The organism is Arthrobacter sp. Ha26, assembly GCF_059091705.1.
In genome coordinates this window covers 113,079-139,769 of sequence record NZ_JBNHGX010000006.1, presented here as the reverse complement: position 1 = coordinate 139,769, position 26,691 = coordinate 113,079, and the positions used below count along the sequence as shown (strand labels likewise).

At 64.9% G+C, this 26,691-nt stretch carries 26 protein-coding genes; 8 read left to right on the top strand and 18 right to left on the bottom strand.

The genetic code is table 11. From position 1 onward, the window contains the following. Window positions 1–8: 8 nt before the first annotated feature. From AC5RVY_RS14875 to AC5RVY_RS14830, 10 genes are all read right to left on the bottom strand, one after another. Window positions 9–1,064: a metallophosphoesterase family protein gene (locus AC5RVY_RS14875; RefSeq protein ID WP_493955473.1), complete on the bottom strand. Its 1,056-nt coding sequence runs from the start codon at window positions 1,062–1,064 to the stop codon at window positions 9–11. After that, on the bottom strand, window positions 1,061–1,279 hold the full coding sequence (locus tag AC5RVY_RS14870) for a hypothetical protein (RefSeq protein WP_493955472.1): 219 nt from the start codon (window positions 1,277–1,279) through the stop codon (window positions 1,061–1,063). The genes AC5RVY_RS14875 and AC5RVY_RS14870 overlap by 4 nt, the downstream gene beginning before the upstream one ends. Next, window positions 1,276–1,611 carry a hypothetical protein gene (locus tag AC5RVY_RS14865; protein ID WP_493955471.1) on the bottom strand — a complete coding sequence of 112 codons (336 nt, stop codon included), beginning with the start codon at window positions 1,609–1,611 and terminating at the stop codon, window positions 1,276–1,278. The genes AC5RVY_RS14870 and AC5RVY_RS14865 overlap by 4 nt, the downstream gene beginning before the upstream one ends. Beyond that, the gene (locus AC5RVY_RS14860; RefSeq protein ID WP_493955470.1) at window positions 1,608–3,386 is read right to left on the bottom strand and encodes a glycosyltransferase; all 1,779 of its coding nucleotides are present in this window, start codon (window positions 3,384–3,386) and stop codon (window positions 1,608–1,610) included. The genes AC5RVY_RS14865 and AC5RVY_RS14860 overlap by 4 nt, the downstream gene beginning before the upstream one ends. After that, complete coding sequence (locus tag AC5RVY_RS14855) at window positions 3,383–4,639, bottom strand: lipopolysaccharide biosynthesis protein (protein ID WP_493955469.1); 1,257 nt, start codon at window positions 4,637–4,639, stop codon at window positions 3,383–3,385. The genes AC5RVY_RS14860 and AC5RVY_RS14855 overlap by 4 nt, the downstream gene beginning before the upstream one ends. Window positions 4,640–4,662: 23 nt before the next feature. After that, the gene (locus AC5RVY_RS14850) at window positions 4,663–5,484 is read right to left on the bottom strand and encodes a glycosyltransferase (protein ID WP_493955468.1); all 822 of its coding nucleotides are present in this window, start codon (window positions 5,482–5,484) and stop codon (window positions 4,663–4,665) included. Window positions 5,485–5,488: 4 nt separating this feature from the next. Then, a complete protein-coding gene (locus tag AC5RVY_RS14845; protein ID WP_493955467.1) occupies window positions 5,489–6,580 on the bottom strand; it encodes a hypothetical protein in 1,092 nt (363 codons plus the stop codon). A 144-nt stretch (window positions 6,581–6,724) separates the two neighbouring features. Continuing rightward, window positions 6,725–7,720, bottom strand: a complete 996-nt coding sequence (locus AC5RVY_RS14840; RefSeq protein WP_493955466.1) for a glycosyltransferase family 2 protein — start codon at window positions 7,718–7,720, stop codon at window positions 6,725–6,727. A 1-nt stretch (window position 7,721) separates the two neighbouring features. After that, window positions 7,722–8,519 carry a glycosyltransferase family 2 protein gene (locus AC5RVY_RS14835; protein ID WP_493955465.1) on the bottom strand — a complete coding sequence of 266 codons (798 nt, stop codon included), beginning with the start codon at window positions 8,517–8,519 and terminating at the stop codon, window positions 7,722–7,724. 285 nt (window positions 8,520–8,804) lie between these two features. Continuing rightward, window positions 8,805–9,140: a hypothetical protein gene (locus AC5RVY_RS14830; protein ID WP_493955464.1), complete on the bottom strand. Its 336-nt coding sequence runs from the start codon at window positions 9,138–9,140 to the stop codon at window positions 8,805–8,807. An 86-nt stretch (window positions 9,141–9,226) separates the two neighbouring features. Between AC5RVY_RS14830 and AC5RVY_RS14825 the strand changes: the two genes are divergently transcribed. Continuing rightward, window positions 9,227–9,766 carry a ZIP family metal transporter gene (locus AC5RVY_RS14825; protein WP_493955463.1) on the top strand — a complete coding sequence of 180 codons (540 nt, stop codon included), beginning with the start codon at window positions 9,227–9,229 and terminating at the stop codon, window positions 9,764–9,766. Here the strand turns inward: AC5RVY_RS14825 and AC5RVY_RS14820 are convergent. Beyond that, entirely contained in the window at window positions 9,692–12,118 is a 2,427-nt protein-coding gene (locus AC5RVY_RS14820; RefSeq protein ID WP_493955462.1) for a Tex family protein, read from the bottom strand. The genes AC5RVY_RS14825 and AC5RVY_RS14820 overlap by 75 nt on opposite strands. A 131-nt stretch (window positions 12,119–12,249) precedes the next feature. On the opposite strand from AC5RVY_RS14820, the gene AC5RVY_RS14815 reads away from it, so the two are divergent. After that, a complete protein-coding gene (locus tag AC5RVY_RS14815) occupies window positions 12,250–12,546 on the top strand; it encodes a hypothetical protein (protein ID WP_493955638.1) in 297 nt (98 codons plus the stop codon). Between the two features lie 230 nt (window positions 12,547–12,776). On the opposite strand, the gene AC5RVY_RS14810 is transcribed toward AC5RVY_RS14815, so the two are convergent. From AC5RVY_RS14810 to AC5RVY_RS14795, 4 genes are all read right to left on the bottom strand, one after another. Beyond that, window positions 12,777–13,847: an alkene reductase gene (locus AC5RVY_RS14810; protein ID WP_493955461.1), complete on the bottom strand. Its 1,071-nt coding sequence runs from the start codon at window positions 13,845–13,847 to the stop codon at window positions 12,777–12,779. A 142-nt stretch (window positions 13,848–13,989) separates the two neighbouring features. Continuing rightward, on the bottom strand, window positions 13,990–14,916 hold the full coding sequence (locus AC5RVY_RS14805) for a hypothetical protein (protein WP_493955460.1): 927 nt from the start codon (window positions 14,914–14,916) through the stop codon (window positions 13,990–13,992). A 2-nt stretch (window positions 14,917–14,918) separates the two neighbouring features. Beyond that, entirely contained in the window at window positions 14,919–15,506 is a 588-nt protein-coding gene (locus AC5RVY_RS14800) for a DUF6318 family protein (RefSeq protein ID WP_493955637.1), read from the bottom strand. Window positions 15,507–15,788: 282 nt separating this feature from the next. Further along, window positions 15,789–17,516 carry a purine-cytosine permease family protein gene (locus AC5RVY_RS14795; protein WP_493955459.1) on the bottom strand — a complete coding sequence of 576 codons (1,728 nt, stop codon included), beginning with the start codon at window positions 17,514–17,516 and terminating at the stop codon, window positions 15,789–15,791. A gap of 211 nt (window positions 17,517–17,727) precedes the next feature. On the opposite strand from AC5RVY_RS14795, the gene bioB reads away from it, so the two are divergent. From bioB to AC5RVY_RS14770, 5 genes are all read left to right on the top strand, one after another. Further along, entirely contained in the window at window positions 17,728–18,741 is a 1,014-nt protein-coding gene (bioB, locus tag AC5RVY_RS14790; protein ID WP_493955458.1) for a biotin synthase BioB, read from the top strand. Continuing rightward, window positions 18,738–19,034: a biotin synthase auxiliary protein BsaP gene (gene bsaP, locus AC5RVY_RS14785; RefSeq protein ID WP_493955457.1), complete on the top strand. Its 297-nt coding sequence runs from the start codon at window positions 18,738–18,740 to the stop codon at window positions 19,032–19,034. Before bioB ends, bsaP begins: the two co-directional genes overlap by 4 nt. Before the next feature lie 60 nt (window positions 19,035–19,094). After that, window positions 19,095–19,523 carry a pyridoxamine 5'-phosphate oxidase family protein gene (locus AC5RVY_RS14780; protein WP_493955456.1) on the top strand — a complete coding sequence of 143 codons (429 nt, stop codon included), beginning with the start codon at window positions 19,095–19,097 and terminating at the stop codon, window positions 19,521–19,523. A gap of 23 nt (window positions 19,524–19,546) precedes the next feature. After that, the gene (locus tag AC5RVY_RS14775; RefSeq protein WP_493955455.1) at window positions 19,547–19,999 is read left to right on the top strand and encodes a very short patch repair endonuclease; all 453 of its coding nucleotides are present in this window, start codon (window positions 19,547–19,549) and stop codon (window positions 19,997–19,999) included. A gap of 303 nt (window positions 20,000–20,302) precedes the next feature. Then, window positions 20,303–20,713, top strand: a complete 411-nt coding sequence (locus AC5RVY_RS14770) for an Hpt domain-containing protein (protein ID WP_493955454.1) — start codon at window positions 20,303–20,305, stop codon at window positions 20,711–20,713. Here AC5RVY_RS14770 and AC5RVY_RS14765 read toward each other — a convergent pair. Continuing rightward, complete coding sequence (locus AC5RVY_RS14765) at window positions 20,686–21,453, bottom strand: response regulator transcription factor (RefSeq protein ID WP_493955453.1); 768 nt, start codon at window positions 21,451–21,453, stop codon at window positions 20,686–20,688. The two genes, AC5RVY_RS14770 and AC5RVY_RS14765, sit on opposite strands and share 28 nt — an antisense overlap. A 94-nt stretch (window positions 21,454–21,547) precedes the next feature. Here AC5RVY_RS14765 and AC5RVY_RS14760 point away from each other — a divergent pair, with 94 nt between their 5' ends. After that, window positions 21,548–23,203 carry an ATP-binding protein gene (locus tag AC5RVY_RS14760; protein WP_493955452.1) on the top strand — a complete coding sequence of 552 codons (1,656 nt, stop codon included), beginning with the start codon at window positions 21,548–21,550 and terminating at the stop codon, window positions 23,201–23,203. 28 nt (window positions 23,204–23,231) lie between these two features. On the opposite strand, the gene AC5RVY_RS14755 is transcribed toward AC5RVY_RS14760, so the two are convergent. Then, window positions 23,232–24,470 carry a 5-methylcytosine restriction system specificity protein McrC gene (locus AC5RVY_RS14755; protein WP_493955451.1) on the bottom strand — a complete coding sequence of 413 codons (1,239 nt, stop codon included), beginning with the start codon at window positions 24,468–24,470 and terminating at the stop codon, window positions 23,232–23,234. Continuing rightward, window positions 24,457–26,688 (bottom strand): McrB family protein, encoded by a 2,232-nt coding sequence (locus AC5RVY_RS14750; RefSeq protein WP_493955450.1) that lies wholly within the window; start codon window positions 26,686–26,688, stop codon window positions 24,457–24,459. Before AC5RVY_RS14750 ends, AC5RVY_RS14755 begins: the two co-directional genes overlap by 14 nt. Between the last annotated feature and the right edge of the window lie 3 nt (window positions 26,689–26,691).

Genomic DNA, 26,691 nt, shown 5'->3' with positions numbered 1-26,691 from the left:
TCACAAGGCTAGTGACCGTCGGGGCGCCAGTACCGGAGCCCGCCGCTCGTGGTGCCGTCGTGGGCCACGTCGACGACGGCGTACGGGAACGCCCGGCGGTCCGTCTGGTCAGGTCCCCGGCCGCGGACGTCTGAGCTCCATGTGCCCGTGTTGACGTATCGGGTGGACCCGCCCTCAAGCACGGACTCAAGGGCCCTGTGGGTGTGGGCCGAAACGTACCAGGCCACCCCGGAACCGTGCGCCTCGAGGGTTCGGGCAAACCGGCCCGCCGCCGCGGGAGCCTCCTCGCTGGCGATGCTGCGCCCGGCGGCCGCGAGCACCATGCGCGTGGCGGTGCGCGGAAGCGCTGACACCGTCCGGAACCGGGACAAGCGCGCCAGGTCCCGAACGGCTACCCCATCGAGCGCGAGCCGTAGCGACTCAGTCTGCAGCAGCTCGTCGTACGCCGGCTCCCGGACGCGTCGCTCAGCCCGCTCAGATGCCAGGCAGGCCCGGGCAACGGCCCCGGCACGGGTCAGCCGCGAGCCGGCCGGATCAGCGTTCCAGGCCGCGAGCGGTGGCAGGTGCAGCTCATCGGTGCCGTTAACCGCTGTACGGAGCAACTCGGGAATCCGGTGCAGCGCGTGGTGCTGGTGCCCGTGCTCGGCCACCAGCACGTGGGGCACGTGCAGGAACCACGGGTGCACCCGGACCCGCGTGGGCTCGTCGGGCGACAGCAGCGCCGACAGCCGTGCGGAAACGGAGGGCCTGGCCAGCTCCACGTCGTGGTTACCGCACACGAAGTGCAGTTGCACGCCGCGCGCCGCGGACGCCTTAAGCGCCTGCACCATATCGCGGTGGCAGGAGATGATGGATTCCAGCCGGGCCAGGCTCTCATCCTCAGTCAGCCCTGCCAACTCGAACGTGTCACCCACGAAGACAACCTGCTGCTGTGCACCGGGGGCTTCCAGCACCTCGCTGCGCAGGAAATCGGACAGCACTTCGCCGGGGCGCCGGGGGTCGTCGTCGTCAGCCGCGCCGAGGTGGAGGTCGCTGACGAGCCACCACCGCGCTGCCTGGTTCACGTGAGCAGTTCCAGCAGACGTGGAAGGAAGAGGACCAGGCAGATCAGCCACAGGACGGCGACAGCCGTTCGGCTCACTCTGCGGCTCACCGTGCGGCCCAGGAGCGCTGGTCGGGTGGACTGTCCCATCTCTGGTCCAGCGTGCCGGACCTCGAGTGCGACGAGGGTGACCAGCAGCGCGGCAACGGCGAACAGTCCCACGAGATCCATTATCATGACGCGGCCTCCTGCCGTGCGCGTGCGAGACACGCGAGGATGGTGATGACGCCCATCGTGACGACGCACGCCTGCCAGGACCACACCGCGAGATAGAACATCGCCGCGGACACGGCTGTGAGTGCGGCGAGGCCAAGGGCCAGGACGAGCAGCACGCCGAGCGCGAAGTCCGTAACCGGCATGAGCCGGGCCAGCGCCTGCCCGGGGAGCAGGATGAGGATAGCTGCGGCGGCGACTGTCTGCAGGGGTGTCGGCAGCCCCACGAGCGTTAAGAGTGACAGCGCGACGGCCGCCAGACCAAGCGTCAGGGTGAACCGGCTGACGCGAATCATGGCGTCACCTCGTATACACGTGCGTCGGTGTTGCTGAATACAAGCTCCACGCCGTTCTGCATGCTAAGCCACTCCTCAAACTCCGCGAAACCTTGCACACTGCTGTCACCCTGGAGCACCACACTCGCCTCGGTCGAGCGCATGAAGAGAATAAAGGCGCCACCTTGGTTGTGCCGGGCGTAGTTGTAGACGATCGGGCCGCAGGTGGACGCCGTCATGTCCTCCCGGCACAGGTCGTCCATGGTCCGGTAGCGGTGTTCGAGGTAGGACCCGCTGCGCCACGGTGTCGGGTGGGCGGCCGAGAGGATTGCCGAGCCGGGCGGCGCCATACGCTCCACGGCGGCGATGGCGTCCATCTCGCTGTCGCTGAACATGTCGTACTGCGCATTTCCGAACCGGCCGGTCACTGTCAGCACGGCCAGCAGGAAACAGGTGAGCACAAGGCCGCCCACAGCGCGGGGGGACGGGTGTTTGCTGCCGTCCCCGGGAAGCAGGACCGAGGAGGCGAGCAGGGCGATGAAGGGCAGTGCGAACAACGACACGCGGATGAGCATTTCCCCGCCGTACGCCTGTGCGGGGAACAGCAGCAGTGGCGTGCCGGCCAGGAGGACCACCCGGATGTCCAGGCGCCGCCTGCGCCAGTCGCGGAACGCGCCCACAGCGGCGAGCGCCCACAGCACAACAGTGAGGGCCACCCGAAGCTGCACCACGAGCAGATGCCCGGCGCTCCCGCTGACGCGCTCGACGACGTTCGCCTCGGCCGCGATCTGCAGTCCGGCATCCTCCATGGGTGGGTGTCCGGCCAAGTAGGTGCTGGCGGGATAAATGAGCCAGAGCACCAGCACTATGCCCACAATCAAAGGCAGCCGGCTGGCCCATACCCGTCCGCTCAGGGTAAGGACGGTAACGACCATGAGCAAGATGAAGGGCGTCAGCTGATGACTCGCGGTAATAACCGGGATCAGCAAAAGGGTTACGACGAGTGCAGCCACCCGTGTCCCAGGCCGCGGCTCAGCCGGCGACCGCTCCCGCCACCATGCCGCCAGGTCGGCGCGCCGGAACCCGTGCATTTTTACGGTCCGCGCCGCCAACGGGCCGACGAGCATCGCCACCACAACGAGGTAGAGGAAGAAGCCGAAGGCCTGGGGAGACAGGTAGTCCTGGTCCTGCCAGTTGCCGAGGCAGAAGAGCCAGAGTACCAGCCAACGCCGCCGCGGGTCCCGCGTGAGGTAGCCGGTGAGGACAGCCACGGCAGTGAGCCACAGCCCCACGTTGAGCACCGGAGCCCACAGGGCAAGGGTCACGGGGTCGAGACCGGTAGCTCCGAGCACCGTGGCCAGGAGGGCGAAGAAGCCTGGCCAGTTGAAGTATGCGTCGATGTTCGGATCGATCCGCTTCATGTCCGTGAGGGCGTCGGCGATGCCGAGATGCCGGAAGGCAACCTCACCCCGCGGTACGTCCTGCGCGAAGGCTGCGGCCCCGAAAAGCACGAGCACGAGCACCATGACGAGCCAGATCATGACGGGGCGGCGTGCCGGTCCCGCAGCGTCCCCGCGCAACGCTACAAAGAAGGAGGCGTTGAGAATCAGGACCCCGATCCAGAACGGGTAGGGCAGGACGGCGACGAGTCCCAGATCGCTGTCCACTGGCACGGCGACTGTGGAAGCAGCCCCTGCGGCGAGCGCCAGCGACACGGCGCCTGCCACAGCGCACCAGATGTCCCGGGCTTTCCACCCTGCGCGGGTGCGGCTTGGTTCCTTAAGCACGGCGGTCATTTTGTTTCCTGCCTGATTCGACGAAGGACAACGAGGAGCCGAACGCCGGCCGCCGCTGCCCCGATGGAGAGCACCACGAGCCACGCCAGGGCCATGGCGCTGGCGCCCCTGTCTGCCGCCGTCAGCGCTGCGACGCAGAGTGCGACCCCCAGCACCACGCCGACCACGATGGCTTCAACGTAACGACCGCGGGCCCGGCACGCGGCGTTGTAGGCCTGAAGCACCGCGTAGGGTACTACGCCGGCTGCCAACAGCCGCAGGGCGTCCGTGGAGGAGTTGGCGTACCGGTCCCCCAGCAGATGAAGCAGCGGGTGGGCGAAGACGACGAGGACAATCGCAGCCATACCTCCCAGCGCCAGGGACCAACGGAAGCTCGCCCACGTTGTGGCCACCAGGCGGCCGGGGTCCCGGACACCCTCGGAGAACTGGACGATGCCGATCAGCATTGGAGCGGTGTAGGCGGCCCATGCCATCATCCATGCCGGATACCAGTAGGCAGCGGCCTCCGGCGATACCATGTGCGCCAGCAGCAGCGGCAGTAACAGCCCGGGGGCACGTTCGCTGAGGGTGAGAAGCTGGTTGGGGATGCCCACTGCCAGGAGCGGCCGGCCGCGCGCCGGATGCAGTGACGGGCGAGGCCGATAGCCGACAAGCCTTCGCAACTGGATTGCACCGACGATGCACGTCAGGGCGGTTCCGAGGGTCCAGCAGGCCATCAGCAGGTCCGCCGAGGCGCGTTGCGTCTGCCAGGCTGCGATCGCCGCGGCTCCCAGTGAGACCGCGCCGCCCAATGTGTACCGCAGGGTCGCAGTGGAACCGCGCCCCAGGGCCACCAGCGCCTGGTCCAGTACCGTGCCCATTGTCCCGGTGACGGCAGCCACAATGAACGTGAGCCAGAAGAGGACCGAAAGCGAGGCCGTGTCCGGTGACACTACCGACTGCAGGATAAGGTAGCCGAGGGCCAGCACGGTCCCGGATACGCCCACGAGGGCAAACGCGGCGTCAAGAACGCGCGCCGGCGGTTCCCCCCGCCCTACGGAGACGATGACGGCCGATCCGGCGCCCAATACGGCGAGTTGCGCGCAGATCAACACCGCCGACACCGCGGCTGTGGTCAGCCCCACCTCGCGGGTGGACGCCGCGTGCGCGGCCACGATCCAGAAGGCGAAACCCGAGCCGGTCTGGGCACCTTTGGCCACAATAAGGCCTAGGGAGCTGCGCAGTGCAGAGTGTCGGACCGGCGGGGACTCCATGACCGGTGTCCCTCGCAGGGGCCTCATGACGAGAGACCCCTCACCAGACCTGCGTAGTTGTACCAGCAGAAGGCGGCGTAGTAGCGGAGCCACCGGGGCTGGCCTGAAGCAAGGCTTAGGGCGCTACCCCGTGCTGCCGCGGCGGCAGGAAGCAGCGCCAACCTCGCGCCGCGCCAGCCGTGCTTGCGTACCATCTTTCCCAGTCCCGTTCCGTCCATGAGGAACTGGTCGAGCGCGAAGTCGAAGTCGTCTGCGGCGAAGCGGTGTTCAACGGTGACCCGCTGTGACACCGCCGTGCGCAGTCCTGACTGGCGCATCCGCCAACGCAGCTCTATGTCCTCCCCGGACTTGAACGAGTCGTCGAATCCGAGCCCCAGCATGAGGTCCCTGTTGACGATGGTCGCCACGAGCCCGAACCAATTGCGGCTGCGGCCCGTGCGGTGGTGATGTGCCAGCGCCTGTCCCCAGTAGCCTGGTCCGGCCACGCTCTCGAGGCCGGCCTGGAGGGCGTCGTAGCCGCTCTCCTGGAGTTCCTTCAGCAGATCGGCGACTCCTGAGGGCCCGAATACTACGTCGGCGTCGACGAGCAGGACCCAACGGGTTTTGCTGCTTCGCACGCCGAGCGTTCGAGCCCAGGGCAGGCCTCGCCCTTCATCGCTCAGGACGCGGGCACCGTGGTCCCGTGCAATGTCCACAGTGCGGTCGGTGGACAGCCCGTCCACCACGATGATCTCGGCGACACCGGACTGGCGCAGGGCCTCCAGACAGCGCGGGAGCAGGTGCTCCGCATTGCGGGCCGGAACGACGGCGGTAACTTCGGCAACGCTGTGACCCACGGAGTCCACCCCCTCAGACTTGCTCGTCGAGGACCGACGGCAGCAGCTGCTCCAGGTGCCGAACGATGTCGTCCGAGGCCTCGTCGGCCGAGTAGGCGGCGGGCACCTGCAGCAGGTGGCAGGGACGTCCGTCGAGCGCTTTGTTCAGCACGAGCCCTTTCGCCGCGAAGTGCTCGCGCCAAGGGACGACGGACGTGGCTGCCAAGCCGGTGACGACCCGCTGTGAGAAGCCCGCCATCTCGATGTGGAAGTTGCCGATCATGCGGTCCACCATCCAATCGGTGGTCTTCTCGGCAATCCGGGTCCGCGTGCCCTCGAAGCGTTCGATGTAGATCGCGGCTGCAAGCGGAGCCGAAGTGGTCACTTCACGCCCGGGGAATGCCATCCCGGCATCAACCATCCGGTGCTCGGGCGACCACCGGCGGGAGAAGTCGGCGAGGCGCGGATAGCGGATGACGTACGGGTGCACCAGCGTGGTGAGCCGGCCAACGCTCTGTGAGAACTGTGGCGGCACGAGGGGCTTCCGGACACCCTCGAACAAGTGGGGGTAGATGTTCCGGTGGTGCGGCTTGATGAACATCGGCTTCGCGTAACCGAGGAGTGTGGCGTCCTCGGCGAGGAAGGCCCAGTCGTCGCCCATGAACGACCACCCGTCGCGCCGCATGAGCTTGGCAGCGGTGCTCGTCTTGCCGGTCCCTCCGGCCGCGGGAAGCGCGATCGCGTGGCCGCGGTAGGCCATCGTTGCCGCATGGATCATGGCGGCTCCCCGAGCGATCATGGCGGCGTCGAGAACCGGGACCACGGAGGTCAACAGTTCGCCCCCACCGTGAACGCGCCATTGATCAGCATCCCTCACCACCTGGACGCGATCGGCGTTGAAACGCACGCTGGTGTCCGTGTACGCAAGCTCGTGCTCAAGCAGGCCCGCATCCGGCATCGTCTCGGGCCGGTCATCGACGACGATGTCGGCCGGCCGTTCTGCGTCGGTTGCGAAACATGCCAGCATGGTCCGGAGCTGATGGGCTGCCGGCGCCTTTGCGTCCACGCTGATAGTGACGCGGCCGTGGATGTCGAATTGCAGTGCCTTGGATTGCGAGTTGCGCATGGTTGTCCCCTGTCTAGATGAATATCGGTCGGATGGTGTGGCTAATGTGTCCGGCGTCGCTTGTGGCGGCCGTGCCGGTTCTGGCGTCGCGGTGACGGTGATGCGGTGCACCGGTGGCGGCACGGCCGTGCACGGGATCCCCGTTCACTTCACTTCCCGCCATGGACTGACTCCGGCCAGAACCGGCTGGTTCAGAGGGCGTCCAGGCACATGGGCAAGCTGCCGTCCCCGCAGGTAGCCTGCCGCCGTGAAGCCCACCACCGCCACGAAGGCTGCCGCGCGGCCAAGGCCTGCCGGGTCGCCGCGCGTCCAGTCGTAGATGCTTGTAACGACAGCCCGCGGCAGGACGCTGCGGACGTACCGGCGCTCCGGACCGAGGGCCCGTTTGTGCCCTACGACGTGGCTGACTTGAGCTTTCGATATCCCTTCCGACCAGGACCTGGAAAGCATGTAGCGGACGGTTCCCCTGCTTGCGGGCACGTGATGGCGCACCAGCGCGGCGGGCTCGTAGACGATTCGGCACCCGGGGGCGCCCATTTTCGACCGGATGCAGATCTCGGTTTCCTCACAGCCCAAGGGTGTAGAGCCCTGGCGGCCCAAGGAGTGGTTGAAGCCGCCGACCGTCCGTATGACGTCCAGCCGGAACGACATATTGGCGCCGATCACATTTCTGACTTCGGAGGCAACCCGCGGCAGGCCCCTATGGCTGCAGCCAACGATCCAGTCGAGCTCTTCGCCGAAGTATCCGGGGCGCCCGGCCTCCCAAAGAGGTTCCACCCGGCCGCCCACCCCGAGCACCTCAGGATCGTCATAGAGCGCCATGAGGCGTTCAAGCCAGTCCGGGGCGGCTTCGGCGTCATCATCGAGGAAGGCCACAACGTCTGAGTCCGCCAGGCCCACGCCGGTATTGCGCGCCCCGGAGAGTCCACGCGGGCCGGTGTTCCTCACGACGGTGACGTCATCCACGGTCGCAGTCAACCGCTCGTAGAGTTCCTCGTTGTGGTCGATGACCACCAGGACTTCCTTGGGTGCCAAGGTTTGCACGCGGAGGGAGTCGATAACGTCCAGGAGCCAGCTCCAGCGCTCAGCGGTGTAGGCGCAGATGATCACGCTGACAGTGGGGGAAGGAAGGTACGTCATCTCATGCCACGCTTATGGCGGGAAGAACGCTCATAGGATCGGTGGGTGTTCGGGGGAAGCTCACGTTGGCGTAGGCGTATTTCACGCGGCGCAGGGCCTCGGGGCGTGCGCCGGCAGTGGGGGCCTCCCAGAGGAGACACTCGTGGGCCATGGTCTTCAGCACCCGCCAGCCGTCCCGGAAGGTCTGGAGATTTGAAGCTCCGGAGATCCGGTCGAGTTCCAGGCTGGGGACCTCGGCAATGCGAAGTCCCGCCTTAGCGGCCCTGACGATCAGTTCCGTCTCGATCTCAAAGCCGTCGGATTCCAGCTGCAGGACTTCCAGGCACTCGCGCCGGAAGGCGATGTAGCCGTAGCAAAGGTCTGAGTAGTTGCTGTGCAGGACAGTGTTGGCCAGCCCTGTCAGCGCCCGGTTTCCCGCACGCCGCAGATGTGTCAGGTCCTCGGACCCCCCGCCTGTGACGTACCGCGAGCCTTTGACGAAGTCATAGTCATGCTGGAGTGGAGAAACGAACCAGCCGATTTCCTGCGGGTCCATGCTTCCATCGGCGTCCAGCATGACGATGATGTCGCCTGTTGCTGCAGCAAATCCGGAGCGCAGCGCCACGCCTTTGCCCTTGCGCAGCTCGTTCACCACCACGATGTCGCTGCGGACCGCCTTGGCCACACCAACGGTATTGTCCGTGGAGCGGCCATCTACGATCACCACCTCGTCCACGTACAGCGGCATGCGACGGAGGACCCAAGGGATGTTTTGCGCCTCGTTTAGTGTTGGGATTACGACGCTTATGGACGCCCTCACCGGCGGTATGGCCGGTTTCGAGAAAGAACTTGGGGGCTGGGTTGAAATAGACAAATGCCTCACCACTTCATGGCCTGGAAGAACCGTGACCGATATCGGCCCGGGCGACTAATTCGTGGATTGAGCGTATTAGAGGCCCATCTAGGTAGGCATCAGTAGTGGGTACTCGCTTTTGGATCTCTTCCTACGTAGGGAATTTTGTGCTCTCAGGGCTGGAGGGGGGAGGGGTAATGCCGCATGAATCTGTTAGGTACCTTGGGGTTACCTGCAGGTGCGGCATTTGACCTACAGGTTGCCCTGGACGTCCTGCCAGCCGCGGCCTGCGGTAAAGGTGGCCACAAGCGTTCCCACTCCGGCGTTGAGCGAGTTGGACGGGTCGAAGTACAGCGAGGCCTCAGTGGCGCGGCTGTGGTTAATCAATTGCTCGGCCTCCAGTTTCGCTTCCGGGACGGTGGCTCCGATGATCCCCGTGCGCGCGGGCAATTCCGGGGTGTGCACCACTTCGGCATCCGTCTCGGTCAACGGGATGGTAGTGCCCGTGTTGATCTCATCGTGGGGGAACTCAAACTCAGCGTCGTCTGCGGGTGCGGGAACGGTGTACTCCAGGAAATAGGTCATCATTCCACCTTCGCAGAAACATCGCATCATCAAAAGCAGGCTTACCAGTCATCGGAGTCCGTCTTGAACTTCCCAAACGGCTCCTGGCCATGCTGCTGGCCTTCGCCGCAGGCTCCCTGATCACGGCCCTCGCGTTCGAACTGTTTGAGGACGCCTACGAACGCGGCGGCATTGTCCGTGCAGCCATCGGCCTGGTCGCCGGTGCTGTGGTGTTCACGGTCCTCAGCGCACTGCTTGACCGGTGGGCGCAGCCGGGCGAGCAAAAGCAAGCGAAACCTGCCGACGAGTTCAAGGGAAGCGCCAAGCTCGATACGAATGCAGCTGCAACCGAAAAAGCCCCAACCACTGCCTCCACCCGTGGGGCCGCAGGTCTGGCGCTGCTGGCTGCAGTGACCCTGGACGGCGTGCCGGAGAACGTCGCCCTTGGCATCTCACTCGGCGAAGGGACAGGCGGACTCGCGCTTCTCGCGGCCATCTTCGTCTCCAACTTTCCCGAAGCGCTGGTTGGTTCGGCGTCCATGCGCAGCCAAGGCCGCTCGGCAGCCAGCAACCGCCTACTTACCGAGTCCCGCCTTCCGCAATGCCTCCGCCATGGCAGTATTGGCCGGCGCCGGCTGCTGTGTAGGTGACGGGGTACGCCCCGGGGACGGCGCGTTGCGGTTCGGCTTGCTTCCCGCCCGCCCCTGGTCTTGACGTCCCTGCTCCTGACGTCCGCGCCGTTCAGGCCCGCGGGCACGGCCGCGTCCGGCAGCCGTGGAAGGCTCGTCGTCGAGCCGCAGGGTCAGGGAGATCCGCTTCCGTTCGGGGTCCGCCTCCAAGACTTTCACCCGCACCACCTGCCCGGATTTCACTACCTCGCGGGGGTCGGATACAAAGCGGTTTGCGAGCGCAGAGACGTGCACCAGCCCATCCTGGTGGACACCCACGTCAACAAAAGCGCCGAAAGCGGCTACGTTGGTCACGGTCCCTTCCAGGATCATCCCGGGCTTGAGGTCGGAGATCTTTTCGATCCCCTCAGAGAAGGCCGCGGCCGCAAACGCGGGCCGCGGGTCCCTGCCCGGCTTGTCCAGCTCGGCAAGGATGTCCTTGACGGTGGGCAGGCCGAAGGTGTCGTCCGCAAAGTCCCGAGGATCCAAGGAGGAGGCAGAGGCAGCCGCCGAGCCGGCAGCAACCATGATCTTCCGCGCCACTGGGTAGGACTCGGGGTGCACGCTCGAGGCGTCCAGGGGTTCCGGTCCCCCGATAATCCGGAGAAAGCCGGCGCATTGTTCGAATGCCTTGGCACCGAGCCGCGGCACTTTTTTCAGGTCCGTGCGCCTGGCGAAGGGGCCGTGTTCATTGCGGTAGGAGACGATGTTTTCGCTGAGCAAAGGACCGACGCCGGCCACCCGGCTCAGCAGCGCCGGTGACGCTGTGTTGACGTCGACTCCTACCGCGTTGACGCAGTCTTCCACAACGGCGTCGAGGCTGCGGTCCAGCTTGGACGCCGTCACGTCGTGCTGGTACTGGCCCACGCCGATGGACTTCGGATCGATTTTCACCAACTCGGCCAGCGGGTCCTGCAGCCTGCGGGCAATGGACACAGCTCCCCGCAGTGACACATCCATCCCCGGGAGCTCTGCCGCGGCAAGTGCGGAGGCCGAGTACACGGATGCCCCGGCCTCGGAAACCACCAATTTCTGCGGTTTCCTGTCCACGTCCGGCAGCCGCTTGATCAGCTCTGCGGCGAGCTTGTCCGTCTCCCGTGAGGCCGTTCCGTTGCCAATGGCCACGAGTTCGACGGCGTGCTGCCGCGCCAGCCGTTCCAGCGTCGCCAAGGCTTCGTCCCACTTCCGTGCGGGAGCGTGGGGGTAGACGGTATCGGTGGCCACCACCTTGCCCGTGCCGTCCACTACCGCTACTTTGACGCCGGTTCGAAGCCCCGGGTCCAACCCCAATGTGGCCCCGTTCCCGGCCGGCGCTGCGAGGAGCACGTCCCGAAGATTCCCGGCGAAGACGCGCACGGCCTCGTCCTCGGCCGCGGCGAACATCTTTGCGCGCAGGTCCGCTGTCAGCCGGGACAGCACCCGTGAGCGCCACGCCACCTGGGCTGTCTCCATCAGCCATGGGTCGGCGGGGCGGCCACGGTCGGCCACCCCGAGGCACTTTGCCACCGCTGACTCGTACCGCGAGCGTGCGGCGGCCAGGGCGGCGTCGTCGGCGGGATCTGCTTCGGTGAGGTCCAGCTCAAGGACGCCGTCCTTCTCCCCGCGCAGCAGTGCGAGCACACGGTGGGAGGGCATTCCAGCCGGGGCCTGCGCGAACTCAAAATAGTCGGCAAACTTCTGCCCGTCCGTTTCCTTCCCCTTCTTGACGCGCGATACCATCCGGCCCTGCGTCCACAGCCGTTCGCGCAGGGTGGCGGCAAGGTCAGGGTCCTGCGCGGCGCGTTCAACCAGGATGGCCCGGGCACCGGCAAGTGCAGTGGCGGGGTCGCCAACAGCGTGTTCAGTGTTGAGGTACTTGGCAGCCTCACGCTCCGGGCTGAGCTCCGGCCGTTTCAGCAGCGCGTCTGCCAGAGGTTCCAGGCCTGCTTCACGGGCGATCTGCGCCTTGGTGCGCCGCTTCGACTTGAACGGCAGGTAGATGTCCTCAAGCCGGGATTTGGTGTCGGCGGCAAGGATGGCTTTTTGCAGCTCCGCGGTCAGCTGCGCTTGGGCAGCAACAGCCTCCAGCACGGTACGACGCCGGTCCTCCAGTTCGCGGAGGTAGCGCAGCCGCTCATCCAGTTCACGGAGCTGGGTATCGTCCAGCGTTCCGGTGGCCTCTTTGCGGTACCGGGCGATGAAGGGCACGGTGGACCCGCCGTCGAGCATTTCCACTGCCGCCTTCACCTGCCAGGCTTTGACGCCCAGCTCGCCGGCGATCTGGGCGTAGATCTCGTCATCCCGCCTCCGGGGCGTGGACGGGACAAGGGAAGGGTGCTGCGGCAATGGGGTCACCAGAACATCTTGCCCTAAGCGCACGGGCGCCTCCACTGCCCGGCTGCCAGCAAGGGTATTCCGCTGCCGCCCGCAAAGTGCTGTAGTTGACATGCCGTCACAGGCACCGAACGCTCGAGGAAGAGGGCATGATGCGGGAACTGCTTATTGTGTTTCAGGAGGGGTTCGAGGAAGCAAACATCACCGTGACGGTGAACGGCAAGCAGGCCCGGCGGGACCTGGACGTTTCCACCAATCCGATCCTCGGCATCGCGAACGAAGTGTCGGTGGAGCTGCCTGCGAAGGGCGCCCATGTTGGTGTTGAGGTGACCAACCGGGGCCTGAAGGCCATCACAAAGGTCAGCGGAAAACCCAAAAGTGTCCTCGTTAACATCCAGGACGGGAAGCTTGTTCTGACGGAAGGAACCGGCCGGGAGGCGGTCCTGTAGCCCTTTCCGGAGGGGCCAACCCGGGCTCTGGCAAAAATCCATTTGCTGGAGTAGCATCTGATCACCGCCGGCTTCCCCGAGGAGCCCGGCGGGCCAACTTCACCAGCCAAAGAACGTCGGATGTCCTTTGGCGCCCGCTGCCGGGACAGCACACCGAGCAGCAAACGACGGCGGCACCCAGGCCGGGTGCCGCCGTCGTCCATCTCAGCCGGTTGCTTGAGACCGCGCTTCTAGCCTGCGTATGCCGGATAGTCCGTGTAGCCCTCGGCGCCTTCCGCGTAGAACGTGGACGGATTAGGTTCGTTCACCGGCAGGCCCTCGTTCCAGCGCCTGGCAAGGTCAGGATTGGCGATCGCGGGACGGCCCACCACCACTGCATCCGCGTGGCCCTCGGCCACCAGGGCCACGGCTTCCTCGCGGGTGGTAATAACCCCGAAGCCGGTGTTGACCAGGAAGGTGCCGCCGAAGCGCGCACGGAGATCCTGTACCAACTCGCCAGCGGGCTCGTCGTGCAGAATGCTGAGGTAGGCAAGGTTGAGCGGGGCTATGCTGTCCACCAGCACCTCGTAGGTGGCACGGACGTCTGCGGCGTCAAGCTCGGCAATGCCCTGGACGTTGTGCTCGGGCGAGATGCGGATGCCAACGCGGCTTGCCCCGATAGCTGCCACCACGGCGTTGACCGTCTCGATGACGAACCGTGCCCGGTTTTCCGGCGACCCGCCGTAGCTGTCAGTGCGGACGTTCGAGTTCGGCGCCAGGAACTCGTGCAGGAGGTAGCCGTTGGCTGAGTGCAGCTCCACGCCGTCGAAGCCAGCCTCGATGGCGTTCAGGGAGGCGTCCACGATTTCCTGCTTGACCAAAGGCAGTTCATCGGTGGTCAGCGCGTGCGGCACCGGGTACGGCTGCTTGCCTTGCGGAGTGCGGACCTCACCCTCAATGGCAACGGCGCTGGGGGCGACGATGGCGTGGCCGCCCGTGATGTCGGAATGTGAAACCCGGCCGCCGTGCATGATCTGGGCGAACATGCGCCCACCTTCGGCATGGACGGCATCCGTGACGCTCTTCCAGCCGGCAATCTGCTCTTGGGTGACGATGCCGGGCTGGCCCGGGTAGGAACGGCCCGCGGGGCTGGGGTAGGTTCCTTCGCTGACGATCAAGCCGAGGGAGGCCCGCTGGCGGTAATGCTCGGCGAGCAGAGGACCGGGAATACCTTCCTCGCCTGCACGCAGCCGCGTCAGGGGTGCCATTACAAGGCGGTTCGGGAGTTCAAGTTCGCCAAGGGCCAGAGGGGAAAACAGCATGCGCAGTTCCTTTCGGTGTTTCAACGGTTCTGTAAGGCCCAACTGGCTGGCGTATGCAACTATTCCGGATGCGGCACGGATCACAGTGCTTTTTCCCGGGGCCGGCTGCTTTAGGGCACGCCCGGAGAGTTGGTTGAACTTCTTAGCGCGCCCCGGCTCCCGGGCAGCCCTGGCCCTGCGGGTTGGCGTTGCAGTCGTCGGCGTAGTTGCGGGTGAGGGACCGCCACACGCTGATGGTCTGCGGCGGCGCGTTGAACTGTCCTTGACCGGGGATGGGCAGTGGAGGGCCAGCGTTGACCGAGTACGTTCCTTGGAAGGATGTGGTCAAAACAACCTGGAAGTCGCCGGTGGCGCCATAGGCATGGCTTGTCCTGGTCTTTTCACCCCATCGGTCCTGCGGCAAGGGGCCTCCCATCGAGGGCTGGGGACCAAAGACAGTACCGTCGCCGTAGTTCCACGTGTATTGAACGGGCGTCGCGACGATGTGCACCTGCTGCCCGAACATGGTGACATCGAACTGCTGCTCAGCGGCTTCGGCATAAAAGTTGGTCTCAGCACCCCTCAGCGTATGCGGGCTGGGCTGCGCCACCACCACTCCGGCGTTGACGGGGAGGCTTTGGAACTGGCGCTGGATGTCGGCAGCGATTCGAGGCAGCAGGTCCTCCGGCTTGGCGTCGTAGAGACAGGTTGGACCGGAATGGATGGCCCAGACGGCGCCCGGAACGCCGCGCGGCCGTGAGTGCCAGATGACAGGAATGCCGTCTTCGCCATCCGGCCCGTCTTTGCACTCCAACTGCCGGCCCAGGCAGGGGGTATCGAAGTCGCCCCCGCCGAGGTGGCACTGCAGCTCGTACTTGTACTCGTTGGGGTCGGTGATCGGGGCATTAGGGTCAGCTCGAACAAACGCGTTGCTCGAACTGTCCCAGACGTGACCACCTATGCTGAGACCAGGATCCCATTTACCGCCAAATGCTGGGTCCCCGCCCTCATCACCTTCCGCAGACAGAGTACTTAGACCAAGAGCTATGACCGTTGCAAGGAGCAGGCTGAACAGTCTGGAGCCGAGCACGGCTAACCAACAATGCTTCCGACTTCAACTACTGACCATCCGTTGTTTTCATAGGCAAGGATGAGCAGGTTGCCTTGATCAGGCGCTTGCGGATCTACACGAGCTACAGTCCCATCAGCTCGCAAATAGGACAAGGGCTCCTGGTGAACTTGAGCGGCCACCTGATAGTGGCCGTCCTGACCTTTGATAAAAGTGGTGTCTGCCACAGGGGTTGATAACCTACCGCCAACTAACCAACGGCCCTCGGAATGCCAGTCCTTGATGACCTTACTTACCTTTTGACACGACTCGCATGGAACTGGGGCTATGCTCTCAAACAGCGCAGCGTCACCTGTTTCGTAGGAATAGCTGAGGACGCTAAACCAATACTTCGCAAATGCTTCCGCCCCCTCCTTCGTCTCCGTCTTTGCCACCTCTGGCAGCACGGGAACGGGGACGTTCTGCGCCGGGCCGGACGCGTCGGCCGGTTTGTACACGGCGCTGGGCGTTGCGGTGGGAGTGGGCGTGGCACTGGACGAAGTGGACTCCGCAGCTGTGGGGGATGCAGTGCCAGGATCAGCCGGCGCCCCGCCCGAACAAGCGGCCAGCATGAGCGCGCCTGCAACTACGAAGGCCGTGAGAGCGGTGGCCGCGACTCCGCGGCGCCAGTCACGGGACGTACGAGTGTTGTGCAATGTCATGGGCCGCTATTCCCCCAGTAGTTTCAAGACGGCATGTTCCGGACAGTGACTTAAGGGTAGCCCACGTCACATTTCAGCGAGAAGAGTTATCCACAGGCACGCTCCCCGGTTCTACCACTGGCGGTGGCCAACAGAAAGTCAAAAAGGAGGCCGGCGCGCCTGCTGCGCCGGCCTCCACGAACCTTCGTAGCGCTAGGGATGCGCGGGAAGGACCAACTCCCCCGTCTTGTCCGTCGAAAGGGCGAGGGACGAAACGTACTGCGGGCCGCCGTCGGGCGCATCCTGGGCGGACCGGACCATATCGGGCCGCTCAAACTCGATCCCTGTCACGTGGCAGAGCAGCTTGGTATCGCTGGGGTTCCCGTCGGCGTCGAACATGGGCAGGTCGATACCGTCGTCAGTGCGGCGCAGGTAATACCGGCCCTTGGTGGCCAAAGCCAGCAGCGGCGGAAGGACCAGCGCCAGGCCCACCGCGAAGATCGGCGAGAACGGCTGGATGGCTGTCCCAAAAGCACCAAAGAACACAGCAATCGAAATTCCGGCCGAGGCCAGCATGGACACAAATCCCACCGGGTTCACTGCGTACAGCATTCCGCGCCGGAACTCAGGCACTTTGGGTGAAATCTTCAGCAGGTACTTATTGATGGCGATGTCCGAGGCGACGGTAACAACCCATGCCATGGCGCAGTTGGCGTAGAAGCCGAGGATGGTGTTGAGGAAGTCGAACATGTTGGCTTCCATCAAAATGAGGGCAATGACCAGGTTCACCACCACAAAAACCATCCGGCCCGGGTAGGTCTTAGTGATCCGTGTAAACGAGTTGGTCCAGGCCAAAGAACCGGAATAGGCGTTGGTGACATTGATCTTGATTTGCGAAATGACCACCAACACCACGGCGAGGGTCATGGCTAGCCAGGCCGGCATCATCTCCCGGTAGACGCCCAGGAACTGGTGCACCGGCTCGTTTGCGGTGGCGGAAGCGGCGGGATCCAGGGAGGCAATCAGGTAGATGGCAATGAACAGCCCCACGATCTGCTTGAGCGCCCCAAAAATCACCCAGCCCGGCCCCGCGAGGATCACGGCGCGCCACCAGGCACCCTTGTTAGCCGCGGTACGCGGCGGCATAAACCGGAGGTAATCGATCTGCTCGGCAATCTGCGCCATCAGGGACAAACACACACCCGCGGCCAGCATGACGGACGCGACGTTCGGACCGCCGGCGCCGGATGCGCCAGTGTAGGCAAAAAAGCTGTTGATGCTCTCCGGATGCGAAACCAGCAGGTACCCGACCGGCACCACCATCAGGAGCAGCCACAGCGGGGTGGTCCACACCTGCAGCTTGGCCAGCGTGTTCATTCCGTAAATCACCAGCGGAATGATGATGATGGTGGACGCTGCGTACCCGATCCACTGCGGCACGCCCAGCCCAACCTCCAGCCCCTGCGCCATGATGGAGCCCTCCAGCGCGAAGAAGATAAACGTGAAGGTGGCAAAAATGACATTCGTGACCACCGACCCGTAGTAGCCGAAGCCGGAGCCGCGTGTGATCAGGTCGAGGTCGATGTTGTACCGGGCGGCGTAGTAGGCCAGCGGGAATCCCGTGGCGAAAATGATCACGGCCGCCACCAGGATGCCAAAGATGGCGTTGACGGTTCCGTAGGCAATGCCAATGTTCGCGCCAATCGAGAAGTCGGCCAGGTATGCGATGCCGCCCAACGCACTGGTCGCCACCACCGCCGCGCTCCACTTCCGGTATGACCGCGGCGCGAACCGGAGCGTGTAATCCTCCAGGCTTTCCCTGGTGGCATTCAGTGCCGCGGCGTTGCCTGCCGTTTCACCCGCCTCTGGATTGCCGACGACGACGGGGCTTGGTTGCGCCGTCGGCTCCAGCAATTGCGTGGCTACTTTGTCATTGCTCATTGATTGCGTCGCTTTCGTTTCCGGAATGATCTGCCTGCGACGCTATCCAGCCTCAGCGACAGCCCGGTCACAGCCTTGTTTCCTCGGCGTTAATCCTTGACTTTTTCTGTCAACAAAAAGGGCTGCCGCTAGTTGTTGTCCCTCTACAGAAACAGCAAACAGCCGCGGAAGTACGGTCAAAAGACAGGCCGCCAGACCCTAAGGAACGCCAATGACACCTGAACCGCAGGCACATCCCATCCTCGAGACCGCACGCATCCAAGTGCTGGAGCAAGGTGTGGGGCTCACCGAGGCGCAGCTGGTGGAGATCCTCCGCCTCCCGGACGACGCCCTTCCCGCCGCCCTCGACCTGGCGCACCAGGTCCGGCTCCGGCACTGCGGCGAGGACGTGGAGGTGGAAGGCATCATTTCCATCAAAACCGGCGGCTGTCCCGAAGACTGCCACTTCTGCAGCCAGTCCGGGCTCTTCGACTCCCCCGTCCGCGGCGTCTGGCTGGACATCCCGGAACTCGTCAAGGCCGCCAAGGAAACCGCCGCCACCGGGGCTACCGAGTTCTGCATCGTGGCTGCCGTGCGCGGGCCGGACATCAAGCTGATGAACCAGATCAAGTTCGCCATCGACCGCATCAACGAAGAAGTGGACATCAACATTGCTTGCTCCCTGGGCATGCTCACACAGCGACAGGTGGACCAGCTCAAGGACTGGGGCGTCCACCGCTACAACCACAACCTCGAAACTGCGCGCAGCTACTTCCCGCAAGTGGTTACCACCCACACCTACGAGGAACGCCTGGAGACGTGCGCCATGGTCAAGGACGCCGGGATGGAGCTGTGTTGCGGAGCCCTGATCGGCATGGGCGAAACGCTGGAGCAGCGCGCGGAACTCGCCGCACAACTGGCCGCCCTGGAACCCCACGAAGTCCCGCTGAATTTCCTCAATCCCCGGCCCGGGACGCCGCTGGAAAACCAGGGCATCATGGACGGCAAGGACGCCCTCCGAGCCATCGCGGCCTTCCGGCTGGCCATGCCCCGCACGGTCCTGCGTTACGCCGGCGGCCGCGAGCTCACCCTCGGCGACCTTGGCACACGTGACGGCCTGCTGGGCGGCATCAACGCCGTCATCGTGGGCAACTACCTCACCACCCTTGGCCGCCCCGCAACTGCAGACCTCAACCTGCTGGTGGACCTCAACATGCCCATCAAGGAACTGCAAAAGACACTATGATCCCCACCGGCTCCCTCACCCCGCATGCCCCGCGACGCAAACCGGCAGCCGCGGCCCCAAGGTCGACCAGCTCAACGACCGGCGGCTTTTGCGCCCTCTGCGGCGTGCCTCTTGAAACGGAAGCGTCCGACGGCGGAAGCGGGCCGCCGTCGGACCTTCACCAAGGGTGCGGGGTTCGGCTCCAGCTGGAACCACCGCGCTACTGCGCCGAGTGCGGACGGCGGCTCAAGGTGCAGGTTTCGCCCTTCGGCTGGAAGGCGAGCTGTTCCCGACACGGAGAGGGAAGAAGCTGACGGCAGCCAAAAGACGGAAAACGGCTAGCGCATTTCTACATAACGTAGAAGAATGGCGCCATGATGTTTGAACACGCAGAAAGAAACCCGGTCCTGGAACTCGATGACGAGCAATCCTGGCGCCTGCTCCACAGCACACAGCACGGACGGCTGGTGGTCTCCGTCGCCGGGGAGCCGGACATCTTTCCGGTCAACTACGTCAGCGCCAATGGCAGGCTGTATTTGAGGACGGCGCCAGGCAACAAACTCGCCCAGCTGACTATCAACCCGGCCGTGCTCTTCGAGGCTGACGGCATCCTCTCGGACGAGGCGTGGTCGGTGGTCCTTCGGGGTAATGCGCGGGTGCTCAACACTTCGGCGGAGCTGGCCGAGGTGGAGGAGCTGGGGCTGAAATCGTGGGTACCAACGCTGAAGGACTTCTACGTCGAGATCGAGCCCACATCCATCAGCGGGCGCCATTTCCGGCTTGGGGAGCAGCCGGAGCGCTAAGTCCGGGATTTTAGACTGGAACTATGGCGGATAAGCTCACCCCGGAGCAACGCAGTTGGAACATGTCCCGGATCAGGGGCAAGCACACCAAGCCTGAGCTGCTGGTGCGTCGGCTCCTTCACGCCAAGGGGTATAGGTACCGCCTCCACGGACAGGCCGGCGGCACCCGGCTTCCCGGAAACCCCGACCTGGTTTTCGCGGGCCGCCGCAAGGTGATCTTCGTCAACGGCTGCTTCTGGCACTTCCATGACTGCCGCGTCGGCCAGCATGCGCCCAAAGCCAATGCCGAGTTTTGGGCGGCGAAGCGGGAACGCACGCGCGAGCGTGACGCGAGCCAGCGCCGCCGGTTGGAGGAGGCCGGCTGGGAGGTGCTCACCGTCTGGGAGTGCGGTCTCAAGAACGGTTCAGCACTCGAAACCCAGTTGGTGCAATTCCTGGAAACCCCCGGCCCGGGGCACTATTCCAGTCGGGCGTGATGCAATTCTTGATGCAATCTTTAGGATTTGTCGCGGCTATTCTTGAGGCAGTTTCGGAACAATGGATAAATTGCCTTGATTATCGGCAATGGTCATTTCATTTTCCACCCGGACGTGCGCCTTTTAGACGGAATCCACTGGTTTGGGCATTAACCGCAGAAGTCCACAGTCCCCATCAAGAAACCCACAATTCTCCGGCGAAACGCTTATGCGCAAAAGGAACACACCTAATCTGAAGAAGAACAAATTCCCGTGATATCCGCCGCATCCCAAAGGTGGAAAATTCCAGCCGAAAGGACCGTGATGACGCCGTCTGGTGATGCCGGCAGGCCGCTCGTGGACCAGTCAGTCCTGGACCGGCTGCGTGCTGAACTCGACGAGAACGAGGGCTACTGCAAAGTCTTCGTGGGAAACTTCATCGAGTATCTCCCGCACCGGATTGGTCGACTCCGGCTTGCCCTGACCACAGGGGACCTGGATGGATCAGTGGATGCGGTCCTGAGCCTGAAGACATCAAGCCAGATGGTGGGGGCCGAACGGCTGGCCGGCCTGGCAATGGCCCTGGAGGGTGTAATCCGCACTCAAGCGTACGACGCCGATGTGGCCGTCGTACTCCCCCGGCTCGCGGCGTCCTTCCTGTGGCCGATCAACCAGTGCAGCCGGCAAACCATGCACCGGCTGCAGGCTCAGTGCTCGCCGGGCGCCAGCCTGTAACCCACGCCACGCACTGTCTGGAGCCATCGCGGCTTTTGCGGTGAATCCCCGAGCTTCTTGCGCAGGTTGCCCATGTGGACCTCCACGGACCGTTCGTCCGCCTCGCTGATGTAGCCCCCGACGTCGTAATCCTCGTCCCGCAGCCGGCGCACCAGGTCCGCTTTGGTCCGGACTGTCCGGCCAGCCTCGAGCAGGGCATGCAGGAGTTCAAACTCGGTGCGGGTCAGGTTCATCTCTGTGCCATCCACGGTCACGGTGCGGGACGCATAGCTCAAGTCCAGTCCGTTGTGGGAGTAGTTTCCCCGCTCGGGATGCGCGGCAGCATCCGCTGAGGCCTCAACGCCCTGTGCTTCCGCCGGATCCGGAACCGAACGGGGGCGCCGCATCATGGCGGCGATGCGGGCACGCAGCTCACGGGGCCGGAACGGCTTGGTGAGGTAATCATCTGCGCCGGACTCGAGTCCGATGAGCGTGTCCAGTTCCTCGGTGCGGGCCGTGAGCATCACGATGTAGGCATCGGAGAACTCGCGGATTTGCCGGGACACCTCAAAGCCGTCGATGTCCGGCAAGCCGAGGTCAAGGGTGATCACATCAGGGTTCAGGGTCTTGGCAGTCAGGACGCCTTCGGCGCCGCTGCTGGCCACAGTCACGTCAAAGCCGGCCTGCGTCAGCACGGTCCGGACCAGTTCCCGAATGTCGTGGTCATCCTCGATGACCAGTCCCACTCGTGCATCACTCATAGCGCCCCCTCAGCAGCCGACGTCAGAAGTATAGCTGGCTGCCGATATCCTGCTGCTATGGCCCTGCGCACCTTGCCCCCTAAGTTTCCACGCAATGACTGACCCCATCGCGTGGTCCACAGGGAAACTGAGGTTTTTCCGGCGGCCCTTCCATGAGTACAGCCTGACCGAGCGCGTGGCCCTCAGCCAGATGCCGCTGTTCGTGACCACCTTGCTGACGGCGTTACTCATCTGGGCCTTCTTTCCCGCCACCATGGGCAACCCGCTGTTTGTGGCCTTCCTGGTGTCACAAATCGCCATCATGGCCCTGTGCTACCTGGTTCCCTGGGAGCGGCTGCCGTACACAAGTTTCCTGATCCTTCCGCTGCTGGATTTCGTCTCCATTTCATTGGGCCGGGAAGGCGGGCAGGAAAGCTTGACGGGCATCAGCCTGCTTGCCGTCTTCCCGGTCATCTGGTTGTGCGCGTCCGGCTTTTACCCCCGGGCCTCCTTGTGGCTGTCCTTTCTTGGACCGCTGGCGATCATCTGGGTCCCCCTGCTGGTCAAGGGCGCACCCACAGGGCAGGACCTGGCGAGGTCGTTGCTTTTGCCGGTGATGATGCTCGGCATCGGCGTTTCCGTGAGCGTCCTGACGCTCAGCATGATGCGGCAGCAGCGCGAGCTGGAAGAAAAGGACGCCCAACTGCAGGCCAACCTGCGGATCAGCCAGCGGCAGGAATCGCTGCTCAACACCGTCCTGGACACCGTCCACCTGGGCGTCCTCGCCGTGGACGCCGGCGGGCACGACGTCCTGATGAACCGGAAGCAGCGGATCAACCACGAGCTGGCCCGGCCCAAGGACATTGCCGATCCGAACGAGTCCCAACTCCTGGTCTTTGGCCCGGACCGGAAGACCCCGGTGCCGGTGCAGGAGCGCCCGGTCCGCCGGGCCGTACTGGGGGAAACCTTCACCGACTACCTCGTCTGGTTGGGCTCCGGCAAGGAACAGCGTGCCTTCGTCACCACCGCCCGGGCCATGAAGGACAACGACGGGAAGTTCGCCGGCTCCGTGATCGCGTTCAGCGACGTGACAGACCTCGTCAACGCACTCACTGCCAAGGACGATTTCGTCTCCAGCGTCTCGCACGAATTCCGCACGCCACTGACCTCAATACTTGGCTATGTGGAGATCCTCCTGGGCGACGAGCCCGAGGAGTCGCAGGCTAAAATGCTGGAGATCATCCGCAGGAACTCGGAGCGGCTGCTGACCTTGGTCTCAGACCTGCTGTCCAGCCGCAACGGCCAGTTGATCGTCACACCCCACGCCGTGGACGTGGCCGAACTGGTCCGCAGCAGTGTTTCCTCCGCCATGCCCAAAGCGGCCGCGTCCGGTGTGCTGCTGTCAGCCAAGACGCCGGACCGGCTTGAAGCGCACGTGGACGGGCCCCGCATCTCCCAGGTCCTGGACAACCTGGTGTCCAACGCCATCAAGTACTCCCCCGACGGCGGCAACGTACTGATTTCGCTGGCGCAGGAGGGCGGCCACGTAGCCTGCCGGGTCAGCGATACCGGCATGGGCATGACACCCGAGGACGCATCAGAAGTCTTCGCCAAGTTCTTCCGCACCAGCAACGTGCGCCGGACTGCCATTCCCGGCGTCGGCCTGGGCCTGCCCATCAGCAAGGCAATCGTCGAAGCCCACGGCGGCACCATCGACGTGGAAAGCACCATCGGCGAGGGAACCACGTTCACGTTCCGGGTGCCGGTCTAATCCCCACCCACCAGCGACCCTAAGACCCTTACCTCGCGGCGGTGGCTTGCCGGATCACCTCGCCCCAGGACTGCCGTGCCAGTTCCTGGATGGCGGCAAGGATTTCCGACGGCGGCCGGGACAGGTCCAGCGGGAACTCCACGATGTCAATGTCGGTGTTCAGGATGCGCCGCAGCTTGACCTCTCCCGCACCCGCATAGACCAGCCACGCGGTGGGCACGGCCAACGCTGTGCAGTGGGCGAGCATCTGGTAGTGGTCGGCTGTGAGGGATGCGCCGAAGTCCGACGCGGCCTTGTACTTGGTGTTGTACACCACCACCGGCCGTCCGCCCAGCAGGTGCACAGCGTCGGGCCGCACGGACAACCGGTCCGCGTCCCGCACGGCCTCGCTCAGGAGGGCGTTGTACCGGAGCCGGAGTTCCCCCGGGTATGCCGCCATCGCATGGCGAAGCGCCTTGCCAACGAAGTCCTCAAACACGTGTCCCATGTCCACCACAAAAGACGCGGTCTGCTGCTTGCCCTGGCCCGCTTCGGCGGAGGCGTTCCGCAGGATGAGCTCCGCCAGGCGGAGGACGGCGTGGTAGCGGACATTCATCCGGGTGGCCGTCCACGGCGGCAGCGGGGCGCCGGCGGGAAGGGGGGTGACGGCGTCGAGCTTTCCCTCGAGCTGGCGCAGCCGGCTCAACACCTCCGGGCGGACGTGCGGCACCTTACCCATCCGCTCCAGCGCCGCCCGCAAGATCCGGTTTTCGGCGATGTCCTCGCTGAACTCGTCGTAGGACACTTCCAGCGGCACCAGCATGGCGGGCCGTCGGGAGATCTGGTCCGAAATCCGGATGCGGCCCTTGGCCGTGCGGAGCGACTCATCCACGGTGCGGTAGCCCTGCAGGACCCCGCGCCCCAGCGCCCGCTCGGCCAGCAGCGCCATGGACTCAGCCAGGGCGCTCCACAGCTCGCGGTCCTCGGTGGCTGCCACGGTTTCTGGGCGGAAACCCTGTTCACCGGCGTAGCTGAGCAGGAACAGCAGCCGGCTGAGCCCCAGCCGGTCCTTGGGCCGGACGTCCAGCTGCAGTGTGGGAGTCCGCACCGAGCCCACCTTGCCCACAGGCTCAATCCGGTACAGCCCCATACCCATCGGTGACGCCTTCGCCAGGCCACTGGAGTTCAGGAACGATGCACTGGCCGGGTCCAGCCGTTCCACGATGCCCCGGGACAGTTCATCCAGCACCAGGTGCCGGACGGAAGAGCGTGGGTCAGCGGCCTGCAAGGCGTTCCAGCAGCCGGTCCAACCCGAAGCGCTCCTCGAGCTGCGCCCGGGTCAGCTGGCCGTGGTAGTGCTCCTCGAGCAGGGGCATCAGCTCGTACTTCCAGATCCGGCGCAACCCGGCCGGGGTCTGCGCGGCTGGCTTCATGAAGTAGGAGGGGCCGATCATGAGGTCCCTGTCCCACTCATCGATGGCACTGTTCAAGGCATCCAGCAGCAGCGCGGGGGTGGTGTCCAACTGGCGTGCCGCCAGGAACCGAAGGAGGGAGCCCTTCACTGGTTCGGTCTGCGGATGCAGCTCGATGAAGGCGAAACGCCGGCGGATGGCTGCGTCCATCATGGCAATGGACCGGTCCGCGGTGTTCATTGTGCCGATGATGTACAGGTTGTCAGGCAGCGTAAACGGCTCGTTGGGGCTGTACTGAAGGTAGATCCGGTCATCGCGGTACTCCAGCAGGAAATACAGCTCACCGAACACCTTGGCGAGGTTAGCGCGGTTCATCTCGTCGATGATCAGGAAGTATGGCTTTTTCTCGTTGCCGGGCTTGGCCGCCTCCTCCGCCAGCCGGCGCAGGGGCCCGGCCACGAGCTTGAAGGACACCTGGCCTTCGTCCGTCTTGTCCGGCCGGTAGCCCTCGAAGAAGTCCTCGTAGGCATACGACGGGTGGAACTGGACCAGTTTGACCCGCTCGTCGGTGGTGTCATCCGCGAGCTCGGCGGCCAGGTGTTTCGCGAGATACGTCTTGCCGGTGCCCGGCGGACCGTACAGGACCAGCTGCCGGTTCTCCTCCAGCAGCTCGGCGATCTCCTGGAGGGGCTCCAGCTCCATGTGCAGCGAGTCGGCGAACTCGCGGGTCAGCGGGCGGAAGCCTTCCTGGACGGGAGGGACGACGGCGGCCGCTTCAGCCTCGCCGTCGGGCCCCGTTTCCGCCTCGGCCGGCAGCAGGCCCTGCAGTGCCTGGACCACCCGGGTCACGTCCACGACGATGCCGGGGGTGGCCAGCTGCCGCTGGACGTGGCGCGGAAGGCTGGCGGTTGTGTGGCCTTCGTCGAACCAGCGGACCTTGCGCCGCAGCCTGCGGTTGTCCTCGTTGTGTTCGGGCTCGCCCAGCACGCCGCCCAGCCGCACCGTTCCGGCGTGCTGGTAAAGCACCAGGTCCCCGGGTTTCATCACGGTCAGGAAGGCAAAGACGGCGGTCTTGGTGTCCTCGCGTTCCACGTAGCCCAGGTGCTTGTAGTCCTCGTCCACGGCGTGCTGGACCAGCCCTGCGGTGACGCCGGGGTCCAGCAGGCGGAGATGCTCGACGTCGAGCGTCACCTTCTCTTCGCCCTGCCAGGCGGTGAGGAGCTCCGTGTTGTCACTGTGCGTGCGCAGCAGCCAGGCCCGCCGGCCGGGATCGCCCACCTTTCGCCACTGGCTGACCAACTGCCGGGCGTACCAGTCGATGCGTTGTCCGGCCTGCTCATCCAGGTGAAGGCGGATGCGGTGGATATCTGCGGTGATGTCTTCCTCGGCGTCGCCCTTGGCGCCGCCCACCAGGGAGGCGAAGGCGTCGCGGATCTCCTGGCGCTCCACGTCCGCCACCACGGGTTCAAAGTAGCTGGGCCAGGTGAGGAATTCGATGCTGCGGCGGATGGCCGGCTGGTCCCCGGGGGTGGCGGCCGCGAGCCGGTGGAAGGCCAGCGGGTCCCCCAGCGCCGCGGCGATGTCCGCGGTGGTCTGCTGGTCCACGTGCTGCACAAAACGGCACAACCACTTCAGGTGGTCCCAGATGGTCCAGTTGAATTCGGCCGTCCGGTCGCGGATCACGCCGTGGTCCGTCAGGCCTTGGTAGAGCTCCTCCGGCAGTTCCAGGGGCGGCTCCAGCCAGGAGGCAGCCTCGGCCACGCGGGCGCGCTTGACCTTCAGGGACTTAACCTCATGCGCGAGGGGCAGGGACTGCAGGAACAGCAGTTCGACGGCGAGCTGCTTGGCTTCCCTGGATGCGCCCTCGAGGTTCTGCCGCAGGTTGGTCATCATGGGCGCCTTCGGATCCGGGGTACCCCGTTCCAACCTCGCAAGGAGCTCCGCCGCCGCCTCCGACGTCCAGGTCATGGTGCGTCCGTCCAAGGCGGAAGGCTTCCCCAGGAGCCCGGGGCCGAGCACGAACCACGCGGCCTCCTCAATTTCCCGGGAGACACCGAGGGCACGGGGCATGGCAGCAGTGGAGGCTGGGGTCATGGA

Excerpts from the sequence above, each read along its gene's own strand:
- AC5RVY_RS14870 (WP_493955472.1), bottom strand. The coding sequence starts at position 1,279 with ATGATAATGGATCTCGTGGGACTGTTCGCCGTTGCCGCGCTGCTGGTC.
- AC5RVY_RS14865 (WP_493955471.1), bottom strand. The coding sequence starts at position 1,611 with ATGATTCGCGTCAGCCGGTTCACCCTGACGCTTGGTCTGGCGGCCGTC.
- AC5RVY_RS14860 (WP_493955470.1), bottom strand. The coding sequence starts at position 3,386 with ATGACCGCCGTGCTTAAGGAACCAAGCCGCACCCGCGCAGGGTGGAAA.
- AC5RVY_RS14855 (WP_493955469.1), bottom strand. The coding sequence starts at position 4,639 with ATGGAGTCCCCGCCGGTCCGACACTCTGCACTGCGCAGCTCCCTAGGC.
- AC5RVY_RS14845 (WP_493955467.1), bottom strand. The coding sequence starts at position 6,580 with ATGCGCAACTCGCAATCCAAGGCACTGCAATTCGACATCCACGGCCGC.
- AC5RVY_RS14840 (WP_493955466.1), bottom strand. The coding sequence starts at position 7,720 with ATGACGTACCTTCCTTCCCCCACTGTCAGCGTGATCATCTGCGCCTAC.
- AC5RVY_RS14830 (WP_493955464.1), bottom strand. The coding sequence starts at position 9,140 with ATGATGACCTATTTCCTGGAGTACACCGTTCCCGCACCCGCAGACGAC.
- AC5RVY_RS14825 (WP_493955463.1), top strand. The coding sequence starts at position 9,227 with ATGCTGCTGGCCTTCGCCGCAGGCTCCCTGATCACGGCCCTCGCGTTC.
- AC5RVY_RS14815 (WP_493955638.1), top strand. The coding sequence starts at position 12,250 with ATGCGGGAACTGCTTATTGTGTTTCAGGAGGGGTTCGAGGAAGCAAAC.
- AC5RVY_RS14810 (WP_493955461.1), bottom strand. The coding sequence starts at position 13,847 with ATGCTGTTTTCCCCTCTGGCCCTTGGCGAACTTGAACTCCCGAACCGC.
- AC5RVY_RS14800 (WP_493955637.1), bottom strand. The coding sequence starts at position 15,506 with ATGCTGGCCGCTTGTTCGGGCGGGGCGCCGGCTGATCCTGGCACTGCA.
- AC5RVY_RS14795 (WP_493955459.1), bottom strand. The coding sequence starts at position 17,516 with ATGAGCAATGACAAAGTAGCCACGCAATTGCTGGAGCCGACGGCGCAA.
- bioB (WP_493955458.1), top strand. The coding sequence starts at position 17,728 with ATGACACCTGAACCGCAGGCACATCCCATCCTCGAGACCGCACGCATC.
- bsaP (WP_493955457.1), top strand. The coding sequence starts at position 18,738 with ATGATCCCCACCGGCTCCCTCACCCCGCATGCCCCGCGACGCAAACCG.
- AC5RVY_RS14780 (WP_493955456.1), top strand. The coding sequence starts at position 19,095 with ATGATGTTTGAACACGCAGAAAGAAACCCGGTCCTGGAACTCGATGAC.
- AC5RVY_RS14775 (WP_493955455.1), top strand. The coding sequence starts at position 19,547 with ATGGCGGATAAGCTCACCCCGGAGCAACGCAGTTGGAACATGTCCCGG.
- AC5RVY_RS14770 (WP_493955454.1), top strand. The coding sequence starts at position 20,303 with ATGACGCCGTCTGGTGATGCCGGCAGGCCGCTCGTGGACCAGTCAGTC.
- AC5RVY_RS14765 (WP_493955453.1), bottom strand. The coding sequence starts at position 21,453 with ATGAGTGATGCACGAGTGGGACTGGTCATCGAGGATGACCACGACATT.
- AC5RVY_RS14760 (WP_493955452.1), top strand. The coding sequence starts at position 21,548 with ATGACTGACCCCATCGCGTGGTCCACAGGGAAACTGAGGTTTTTCCGG.
- AC5RVY_RS14750 (WP_493955450.1), bottom strand. The coding sequence starts at position 26,688 with ATGACCCCAGCCTCCACTGCTGCCATGCCCCGTGCCCTCGGTGTCTCC.